Raw genomic sequence first — 9835 nt, 5'->3', positions numbered from 1 at the left:
GATGACCAGCCGGCCAACACGATTCCGTACACACCGATGGAGGTGAATGCCAGCACGTAGAGCACCCCGACCGGCAGGTCGGTCAGTTGCAGCGGGGTCTGGTGGCCGAACACCGACACCACCGGGCCCATCGGGATCACCGCGAAGGCCATGATCGCCGGGATGACGGCGATGATCGGCGCCAACAGGTAGATGGGCTTGTCGACACCAGCCGGGGTGAGCCCCTCCTTGAGGGCGAGCTTTATCCCGTCAGCCACCGACTGCAGCAGACCGAACGGGCCGACCCGGTTGGGCCCGTAGCGCATCTGCATGCGGCCCAGGACTTTTCGTTCGACCAGGATCGCCACCAGCACGGTGAGCAGAAGGAAGGCGAAGACAGCTACTGCCTTGATCAGCATCAGCCACCACGGGTCGTTACCGAAGATGGCCGGGTCGGGATAGCTCACCGGAACCCTCCCGCCTCGATGTGCACGACGGCACCGGTGGTGACGCCGAGCCGCCGGTGCACCTCACTGCCCAGGGAGTTCAGCGGCAGCCACACCACATGATTGGGCATGTCGGTGATCTCGAGTCGCAGGCTCACCCAACCCCGTCCGGTGGAGACGATCACCACGTCGGTGGCACCGATTCCGGCGGCGGTCGCCGCACTCATCCGGGCGACCGGCAGCCGCGCGGTTCCGGCCAGGTGCGGCTCGCCGTCCTGTAACCGCCCGCAGTCCAACAGCATCCGCCAGCCGGCCAGCACCGCCTCGTCGGACTCCAGGTACGGCACCTGCTGGGCGGAGACGTCCGGGGTGGCCGTCCGCTCGCCGTTCCAGAGGCCGAGCCGGGTCATCTCCTCACGGGCCTGCGCCGGCGTGCGGAACCCGAGGTCGGTGCCCAACTCGTCGGCCAGCGTCTGCAGTACCCGCAGATCCGGTGCGGCATTGGAGGACAGCGCAGCCTCGAAGGAGCGCAGCCGGCCCTCCCAGTTGAGGAAGGTTCCGGACTTCTCCGCGACCGGCGCCACCGGGAACACCACATCGGCGAGCGCGGTGACCTCGGACTCCCGGATCTCCAGGCTGACGACGAACTCGGCGGCCCCGATCGCGGCGAGTGCGGCCTGCGGGTCGGTGAGGTCGGAGGGTTCGACACCGCCGATCAGTAGCCCGGCGAGTTCGCCGTGTGCGGCGGCCTCGAGAATGGCGGAGGTATCGCGACCGGGTTCATCGGTCAGGCCGGCAACGTTCCAGACGTCGGCAATCTGTTGGCGCGCAGCCGGATCGGTGACCGGGCGTCCGCCGGGCAGCAGGGTGGGCAGGCAGCCGGTGTCCAGCGCCCCACGCTCACCGGCCCGTCGGGGAATCCAGGCCGGCTTCGCTCCGGTCGCGATCAGCCGGGCGGCGGCCGAGAGCGCACCGGGGCTGGTGGCCAGCCGTTCGCCGAGAAGGACGACCGCGCCGTGGGGCAGTTGGGCGGCCAGCCGATCCAGTGCACGGGCCTCGACGCCGGGAGCGGTGGCGATGAGCCGCGCGTTGAGCTTGGTCGACCCGCGGGAGAGCAGCGGCGCGATGGTGAGCACCGGCAGCCCGCGACTGCGGACCGCCTTGCGCAGCCGCAGGAACACGATCGGCGACTCGTCCTCGGGTTCGAATCCGACCAGCACCACCACCGGAGCGGATTCGAGGTCGGCGTAGGTCAGCCCCGGCAAGCCGGCGACGTGGGCGCCCAGGAAGTCGGCTTCCTCTGCGGAGTGTGGCCGCGCGCGGAAGTCGATGTCGTTGGTGCCCAACACCATCCGGGCGAATTTGGAGTAGGCGTAGGCGTCCTCGGCGGTGCTGCGCCCGCCAACCAGAACCCCGGCGCGTCCGCGGCTCAGACCGGCCGCCGCCCGGCCGATCGCCTCCGGCCAGGAGGCCGGACGCAGGTGCCCGTCGTCGTCGCGGACCATCGGAGTGGTGATGCGGTCACTCTCGCGGGCGTAGGTGAAGGCCCAGCGGCCCTTATCGCAGTTCCACTCTTCGTTGACCTCCGGATCGTCGCCGGCGAGACGGCGCAGCACCACACCGCGCCGGTGGTCGGTGCGCTGGGCGCAGCCCGATGAGCAGTGTTCGCAGATGCTGGGCGAGGAGACCAGGTCGAAGGGACGGGCCCGGAATCGGTAGGCGCTGCCGGTCAGCGCGCCCACCGGGCAGATCTGCACGGTGTTGCCGCTGAAGTAGGAGTCGAACGCCTCGCCGTCGGCGATGCCCACCTGCTGGCTCGCCCCGCGTTCGAGCAATTCGATCGACGGGTCGCCGGCGACCTGGGCGGCGAAACGGGTGCAGCGGGCGCACAGCACGCAGCGTTCGCGGTCCAGCAGCACCTGCGCCGACAGGTTGATCGGTTTGGGGAAGGTGCGCTTGACGTCGGTGAACCGGGTCTCGACTCGGCCGGCCGACATCGCCTGGTTCTGCAGCGGGCATTCGCCGCCCTTATCGCAGACCGGGCAGTCCAGCGGGTGATTGATCAGCAGCAGTTCCATCACTCCGCGCTGCGCCTTATCGGCTGCCTCGGAGGTGAACTGGGTGCGCACGATCATGCCGTCGGTGACCGTGGTGGTGCAGCTCGCCATCGGCTTGCGCTGGCCGTCGACGTCGACCAGGCACTGCCGGCAGGCGCCGACCGGCTCCAGCAGCGGGTGATCGCAGAACCGGGGGATCTGCACGCCGATCATCTCGGCGGCGCGAATCACCAAGGTGCCCTTCGGAACTGAGAAGGTGGTCTCGTCGATGGTGACGGACACCTGATCGTCGTCACTCATGCCGTCACCCCCTCGGCTGCGGCCAGCATTGCGGCGCGTGGGTCGAACGGGCACCCCGCCCCCAGATGCGCCTCGTATTCGGCGCGGAAGTATTGCAGCGAGCTCATGATCGGTGCGGCCGCGCCGTCGCCGAGGGCGCAGAACGACTTTCCGAAGATGGTGTCGGAGATGTCGAGCAGCTTGTCAAGATCCTCGCGCTCGCCCCGGCCGGTCTCCAAGCGCTCATAGATCTGGGCCAGCCAGTAGGTGCCCTCGCGGCAGGGGGTGCACTTGCCGCAGGACTCGTGGGCGTAGAACTGGGTCCACCGCCGGACCGCGCGCACCACACAGGTGGTCTCGTCGAAGATCTGCAGGGCCTTGGTGCCCAGCATCGAACCCGCAGCGGCGATACCCTCGTAATCCAGTGGCACGTCGAGGTGTTCGTCGGTCAGCAGCGGGGTCGACGAGCCGCCCGGTGTCCAGAACTTCAGCCGGTGTCCGGCCCGCACCCCGCCGGCGCAGTCCAGCAACTGGCGCAGGGTGACGCCCAGCGGCGCCTCGTACTGGCCGGGTCGGGTGACGTGACCGGACAGTGAGTACAGCGTGAAGCCCGGTGACTTCTCGGTGCCCATGGACTTGAACCAGTCGACGCCGTTGAGCATGATCGGCGGCACGCTGGCGATGGACTCGACGTTGTTGACCACCGTCGGGCAGGCGTAGAGGCCGGCGACGGCGGGGAACGGCGGGCGCAGCCGGGGCTGGCCGCGCCGGCCTTCGAGGGAGTCCAGCAGCGCGGTCTCCTCGCCGCAGATGTAGGCGCCCGCACCGGCGTGCACGATCAGGTCCAGATCGAATCCGGAGCCCAGGATGTTGGTACCGAGATAGCCGGCGTCGTAGGCCTCGGCGACGGCGGCCCGCAGCCGGCGCAGCACCGGCGCCACCTCACCGCGCAGGTAGATGAAGGCATGCCGGGCCCGGATGGCGTAGGCCGCGATGATGGCGCCCTCGACCAGGAAGTGCGGCGTGGTCAGCAGCAGCGGCATGTCTTTGCAGGTGCCGGGTTCGGACTCGTCGGCGTTGATGACCAGGTACTTCGGCTTGGTCGAGTTCTGGTCGATGAAGGACCACTTGGTGCCGGTCGGGAACCCGGCCCCGCCGCGGCCGCGCAGGCCGGACTCCGTGATCGCGGCGATCACCTCGTCGGGTGTCATCCCCAGTGCATTGCGCAGGCCCTGGTAGCCGTCGTGCCACAGATAGGTCGCCAGCGTCCACGGGTTGGGCTGATCCCAGAACCGGCTGAGAACCGGGGTCAGCACGGCTGCTCCGGAGTCTCCGTCGATTCACGGAACACCCGCAGACCGGCCAGTGTTGCCTCGCCGGGTGCACTGCCGTCGTCGTCACCGATCTCGCCGACTCCGGCCAGGGCGCGGGAGGTCTCCCGGAACGGGCACAGCGTGGTACCCCGCGACGGGGTGACGGCTTCGCCGGCGCGCAGGGCGGCGACGAGTTCGCTTACGCTGGAGGGGGTTTGGTTATCGAAGAACTCCCAGTTGACCATGACGACGGGGGCGTAGTCACAGGCCGCGTTGCACTCGATGTGGTCGAGGGTGATCAGACCGTCGGGGGTGGTCTGGCCGGCGTGTACGCCGAGTTCGGACTCCAGGGTGTCCAGGATGGCGTCACCGCCCATGACGGCGCACAGGGTGGTGGTGCAGACCCCGATCAGGTAGTCGCCGGTGGGGCTGCGGCGGTACATCGAGTAGAAGGTGGCCACCGCGGCAACCTCGGCCTCGGTAAGGGCCAGTTGGCTTGCGCAGAAGGAGATTCCGGCTGTGGTGAGGTAGCCGTCGACCGACTGGACCAGATGCAGTAGTGGCAGCAGCGCGGAGCGGGGCTGCGGGTACTGGGCGATGATCACGGCAGCGTCGTCGGCGAGCTGCTGGATCACTTCCGGGGAGTATGAATCCGGCCCTCCGATCGGGGGGCCGGGTTCGTCGGGCCGCGGGCCCAGCGTCAGGTCGACACTCAACGGTCTACACCCCTGTTCGACTGGGTCGACGCTCTTCGGGTTGTGACCCTCATCGGTCGACACCCCCCATCACCGGGTCGATGCTCGCCACCGCGGAGATCACGTCGGCGACCATGCCGCCTTCGCACGTCGCCGCCACCGCCTGCAGATTGGTGAAGCTGGGGTCGCGGTAGTGCACGCGGTAGGGCCGGGTGCCGCCGTCGGAGACCATATGCACGCCGAGTTCGCCGCGCGGGGACTCCACGGCGGTGTAGGTCTGGCCGGCCGGCACCCGGAATCCTTCGGTGACGAGCTTGAAGTGGTGGATCAGGCCTTCCATCGAGGTGCCCATGATCTTGGCGATGTGCTCCGGGGAGTTACCGAGACCGTCGGGGCCCAGTTTCAGATCCGACGGCCAGGCCAGCTTCTTGTCCTCGATCATGACCGGTCCGGGCTTCAGGCGCTCGAGGCATTGGGCGGCGATCTTGATGGACTGGTGCATCTCGCCGATGCGGATCAGGTAACGGCCGTAGCAGTCGGCGCCGGTGTCGGTGACGACGTCGAAGTCGTAGGTCTCGTAGCCGCAATAGGGTTGGGACTTGCGCAGGTCGTGCGGCAGACCGGTGGAGCGCAGCACCGGGCCGGTGATCCCCAGTGCCATGCACCCGGTCAGGTCGAGATAGCCGACGCCCTTGGTGCGGGCCTTCCAGATGTAGCTCTCGGTGAGCAGGTTCTCGATCTCGCGGAGCTGGCCGGGCAGGTTCTGTAACAGTTCGGCCAGCCGGGCCGGGCCGTCCTCGGGCAGGTCGGCGGCCACGCCGCCGGGGCGGATGTAGGCGTTGTTCATCCGCAGGCCGGTGACCGCTTCGAAGAAGGACAGGATCTGGTCGCGGCTGCGGAAGCCGAAGAACATCGGCGACATCGCCCCCAGTTCCATACCGCCGGTGGCCAGTGCCACCAGATGCGAGGAGATCCGGTTGAGTTCCATCAGCATCACCCGGATCACCGAGGCCCGCTCGGGTATCTCGTCGGTGATGCCGAGCAGTCGCTCCACGCCGAGGCAGTAGGCGGTCTCGTTGAAGAACGGTGACAGGTAGTCCATCCGGGTCACGAACGTCACGCCCTGGGTCCAGGTGCGGTACTCGAGGTTCTTCTCGATGCCGGTGTGCAGATAGCCGATACCGCACCGCGCTTCGGTCACCGTCTCGCCGTCGATCTCCAGGATCAGCCGCAGCACCCCGTGCGTCGACGGGTGTTGCGGACCCATGTTGACCACGATGCGCTCGCCGGCCTCACCGTCGCGGGCGGCGGCGACGATCTGGTCCCAGTCCTGACCGCCCAGGACGATTACGGGATCTTCGACTGTCATCAGCGGTACGACCTGCGCTGGTCGGGCGGCGGGATCTGCGCGCCGTGATACTCCACCGGAACACCGCCGAGTGGGTAGTCCTTGCGCTGCGGGTGACCGACCCAGTCGTCGGGCATCTCGATCCGGGTCAGACCCGGATGGCCGTCGAAGATGATGCCGAAGAAGTCGTAGGTCTCCCGTTCGTGCCAGTCGCAGGTGGGGTACACGCTGAACAGCGATGGGATGTGCGGGTCGGTGTCGGGGCAGGACACCTCGAGTTGGACCCGACGGTTGTGGGTGATCGACAGCAGCGGGTAGAAGGCGTGCAGTTCGCCGCCGACGTCATCGGGGTAGTGCACACCCGATACGCCGCAACATAATTCGAACCGCAGTCCCTCGTCATCGCGAAGCGCGGAGGCCAGCCGGACCAGATGTTCGCGACGCACGTGCAGGGTCAGTTGGTCGCGGTGGACGACGACGCGTTCGATCGCTGCGGCGAGGAACCCGGTGCCGAAGATCCCGATCAGCCGGTCGACGATGTCGTCGAAGTAGCCGCCGAAGGGGCGCGGGGTGCTCTCCGGGGGTGCGGTCGGGCGGGCCAGGCGTCCGTAACCTGAGACGTCGGGTGTGCCGCTGACGCCGAACATGCCCTGCTGTGGTCCGCTCACCGCAGCAACCCCTTGAGTTCCAGGGTGGTGGGGGCGGCCAACGCGGCCTTCTCTGCGGCCGCGATCGCCTCGGCGCGGTGCACGCCCAGTGGCGTCTCGGCGATTTTGGCGTGCAGGGCGAGGATTGCGTGCAGCAGCATCTCGGGGCGGGGCGGGCAGCCCGGCAGGTAGATGTCAACGGGCACTACGTGATCCACGCCCTGGACCACCGCGTAGTTGTTGAACATGCCGCCACTGGAGGCGCACACCCCCATGGCCAGCACCCACTTGGGCTCGGCCATCTGGTCGTAGACCTGACGCAGCACCGGGGCCATCTTCTGGCTGACCCGGCCGGCCACGATCATCAGGTCGGCCTGGCGCGGGGTGGCGGAGAATCGCTCCATGCCGAAGCGGGCGATGTCGAAGCGGGGGCCCGCGGTGGCCATCATCTCGATGGCGCAGCAGGCCAGGCCGAAGGTGGCCGGCCACAGCGATCCCTTGCGGGCGAACCCGGCGACCTTCTCCACGGTGGACAGCAGGATGCCGCCCGGTAGCGATTCCTCTAGTCCCATTCGAGACCGCCCCGGCGCCAGACGTAGGCGTAGACGACGAACACCGTTGCCACGAAGATCGCCATCTCCACCAGTGCGAAAGTGCCCAGCTGATCGAAGGCTATCGCCCACGGGTAGAGGAACACGATCTCGATGTCGAAGACGATGAACAGCATCGCGGTCAGGTAGTACTTGATCGGGAAGCGTTGTCCCACCGGCTCATTGGCCACCGGTTCGATACCGCACTCGTAGGCCTCGAGCTTGGCCCGGTTGTAACGCCGCGGTCCGATCACCAGGGCGATGCCCACCGACACCACCGCGAAGAGTGCGGCGATGGCTCCGAGCATCAGGATCGGCGTGTACAGGCTCATACCGCTGTAGTACTCCCCGCTCCAAGTGCCGACGTGATCCAGTTCGCAGCCTAACGATTTTGTGCCGCGGAACCGGCTGAAATGGCGAGTTAGGCCGTCCGGGTGCGCAACAGACCGGCCACGGCCTCGCCGAGCCGGATCGGGTCGATCGGGTGCGGCACGGCGGCCTCGGCTTTGGACCAGCCGGCCAGCCAGGCGTCGTCGGCCCGGCCGGTCAGGAGCAGGACCGGGGGGCAGTCGGAGATCTCGTCCTTGAGTTGTTTGGCGATACCCATTCCGCCGACCGGGGACGCCTCGCCGTCGAGAATCAGCAGATCAAACCCGCCGTCGTCCATCAATTGGATCACCATCGGGCCGGTGGCGACCTCGGTGTAGGTCAATTCCGGCAGCTCCGGATGGATCCGATCGCCGAGGGCACCTCTGACCTGCTCCCGGGTGCGGGCGTTGCTGCTGTACACCATGAGGTGCAACGGCGCCTCGGACCTGGACACTCCGACGATGCTAGTCCGGGCCAGCCCGGAATCGCGGGCGACTTGGTGAATACGGTGTCGGCCATCAGGACGGTGCTGCCGTCGATGGGGTGGACGTCGGCATCCAGTGGCCTGTCGGGGACGAGGTTCTAGGAGTCGGTCAGCGGTGTCAGGTCGGCTGGATCCAGGTACTCGTCGATACGGGTGATCAGCCCGTCTGCCCCGACCTTCACAATCAGGCAGGCGCGGAAGGTCAGCGGTGCGCCGCTGCGGGCGGTGGCGTGCACGGTGTGCTGCTGAAGGAACCCGCTGTCGAACACCTGGCGGTCGAGAATCTCGTAGCGCCGCGAGGTGGTGCTGTCGACGAACCACTCGATGACCTTGAGGCCGCGGGTCTTGTCCCGCTCGCGGCCACCGCCCTGGCGCCAGACGACGATGTCGTCGGACCACAGCGCGGCCAACCCCGGGGCGTCGCCGCGCTCGATGGCGGCGAATAACCCGTCGGCGACGTCCGTGATGGTGCTCATGGCGTTCCACCGTAACCGGGGTGGGAGATCGCCAGACGGTGACTGACGACCGCGCGCAGACACCGCAGCACCTCGGCGGGCCGGCCGTCGAGTTCGCCGGCGCGGATCGCGGTGGCCAGCGCGGCCTCGTCGGCAAAGCCCAGCAGGTCCGGGGGATCGTGGGCGTCGAGCAGCTCGCGCTCCACGATCCGCAGGGCGTTAGCGGCGACGAGGGCGTGGAAGTTCACCGCGCCGCTGGTGTTGGCGCGCACGTCGCCTTCCAGGAACTCGGCGACGGCGGCGACCAGTTCGGCGGCGGTCGGGCGGCCGGTGAGCTCGCTCATGAGGCACCCTCCATGAGATCAAGCAAATCCCATTCGTTTTCACACACCCGGCGTCCGATGGCGGCCAGCTCCACCGACCGGGTCTGCCCGGACAGATGCCGCTGCGCCTGATACCGGCAGATGATGCCCCACTTCAGCGTGCCCAGTACCTGCCACCAGAGCAGCGCGTCTCGGTCGACCGGCGCCCCGCCGGCGCGCTCGTAGGCCGAGACGAACTCCTCGACTGAGCCCAGGCCGCCGGCAGCCATGCCCGGCGGTGCCCCGAAGCGCCAGGCCCGGACGCAGAACCAGGCCAGGTCCTCGTGGAGATCGCCGATGTGGACGGCCTCCCAGTCCAGCACCGCGGCGAGGGTGGAATCCTCGACGATCAGATTGCCCATCCGGAAATCGCCGTGCGTCAGCGTCCGCGGTCCGGGATCGGGCTGGTTGGCCTCCAGCCAGCGAAACGCCCACTCGAAGGTCGCGGTGGTGTCGTCCAGATCGTCGAGGCGCTGGCGCCACTCGACGAGTTCGTCGCGCTCCCTGAGCTCGGCCGCATCGGTCGCGGCCCGATGGATTGCGGCCAGTGCCTGACCGCACTGGTTCAGCAGCCGGGACCGCCCGGCATCGTCGAGTTGGCGCGCAATCTTGCGGACGATTGTCTCGCCGGCGATCTCGTCGCAGATGAGATACGGATTACCCAGGGCAGCAGGCGAATTGGATGCGGTGATGATGTTCGGCACCGGCGCGCCGGACTGGGCCGCGGCTGACTGCACCGCGGCCTCGAGTTCCATACTCGCGAACTGCCCCTCGGCGGTCGGAGCGGTGCGCAGGATCAATGACCGGCGGC

The 9835-nt window shown here is 68.2% G+C and carries 12 protein-coding genes; all 12 read right to left on the bottom strand.

Translation table 11 applies throughout. The features are described from left to right. Positions 1–446 (bottom strand): complex I subunit 1/NuoH family protein (locus tag ACR2JI_RS08945; RefSeq protein WP_526389724.1); only part of this gene is annotated, 446 nt, incomplete at its 3' end. Next, positions 443–2782: an NADH-quinone oxidoreductase subunit G gene (locus ACR2JI_RS08940; RefSeq protein ID WP_526389723.1), complete on the bottom strand. Its 2340-nt coding sequence runs from the start codon at positions 2780–2782 to the stop codon at positions 443–445. The genes ACR2JI_RS08945 and ACR2JI_RS08940, both read right to left, overlap by 4 nt. Further along, the gene (gene nuoF, locus ACR2JI_RS08935) at positions 2779–4101 is read right to left on the bottom strand and encodes an NADH-quinone oxidoreductase subunit NuoF (protein ID WP_526389727.1); all 1323 of its coding nucleotides are present in this window, start codon (positions 4099–4101) and stop codon (positions 2779–2781) included. The genes ACR2JI_RS08940 and nuoF overlap by 4 nt, the downstream gene beginning before the upstream one ends. Next, a complete protein-coding gene (gene nuoE / locus ACR2JI_RS08930; protein WP_526389722.1) occupies positions 4071–4790 on the bottom strand; it encodes an NADH-quinone oxidoreductase subunit NuoE in 720 nt (239 codons plus the stop codon). The genes nuoF and nuoE overlap by 31 nt, the downstream gene beginning before the upstream one ends. Positions 4791–4839: 49 nt before the next feature. Beyond that, positions 4840–6138, bottom strand: a complete 1299-nt coding sequence (nuoD, locus tag ACR2JI_RS08925; protein ID WP_526389721.1) for an NADH dehydrogenase (quinone) subunit D — start codon at positions 6136–6138, stop codon at positions 4840–4842. Beyond that, positions 6138–6764, bottom strand: a complete 627-nt coding sequence (locus tag ACR2JI_RS08920) for an NADH-quinone oxidoreductase subunit C (protein ID WP_526389726.1) — start codon at positions 6762–6764, stop codon at positions 6138–6140. Before ACR2JI_RS08920 ends, nuoD begins: the two co-directional genes overlap by 1 nt. Before the next feature lie 17 nt (positions 6765–6781). Continuing rightward, the gene (locus ACR2JI_RS08915; RefSeq protein ID WP_526389720.1) at positions 6782–7336 is read right to left on the bottom strand and encodes an NADH-quinone oxidoreductase subunit B; all 555 of its coding nucleotides are present in this window, start codon (positions 7334–7336) and stop codon (positions 6782–6784) included. Then, positions 7327–7686, bottom strand: a complete 360-nt coding sequence (locus ACR2JI_RS08910; RefSeq protein WP_526389719.1) for an NADH-quinone oxidoreductase subunit A — start codon at positions 7684–7686, stop codon at positions 7327–7329. Before ACR2JI_RS08910 ends, ACR2JI_RS08915 begins: the two co-directional genes overlap by 10 nt. Before the next feature lie 89 nt (positions 7687–7775). Further along, entirely contained in the window at positions 7776–8147 is a 372-nt protein-coding gene (locus ACR2JI_RS08905) for an Rv3143 family two-component system response regulator (protein ID WP_526389725.1), read from the bottom strand. 158 nt (positions 8148–8305) lie between these two features. After that, a complete protein-coding gene (locus ACR2JI_RS08900; RefSeq protein WP_526389718.1) occupies positions 8306–8683 on the bottom strand; it encodes a nuclear transport factor 2 family protein in 378 nt (125 codons plus the stop codon). Continuing rightward, positions 8680–9006, bottom strand: coding sequence for a DUF6285 domain-containing protein (locus ACR2JI_RS08895; protein ID WP_526389717.1), 327 nt, complete (start codon positions 9004–9006; stop codon positions 8680–8682). The genes ACR2JI_RS08900 and ACR2JI_RS08895 overlap by 4 nt, the downstream gene beginning before the upstream one ends. Then, positions 9003–9835, bottom strand: an 833-nt coding sequence (locus ACR2JI_RS08890) for a phosphotransferase family protein (RefSeq protein ID WP_526389716.1), incomplete at its 5' end; no start/stop codon positions are given. The genes ACR2JI_RS08895 and ACR2JI_RS08890, both read right to left, overlap by 4 nt.

It is taken from the genome of Mycobacterium sp., assembly GCF_051006775.1.
Classification (GTDB): Bacteria; Actinomycetota; Actinomycetes; order Mycobacteriales; family Mycobacteriaceae; genus Mycobacterium.
Note: the sequence above shows the minus strand (reverse complement) of the source record. Positions and strands in the feature narration are given on the sequence as shown.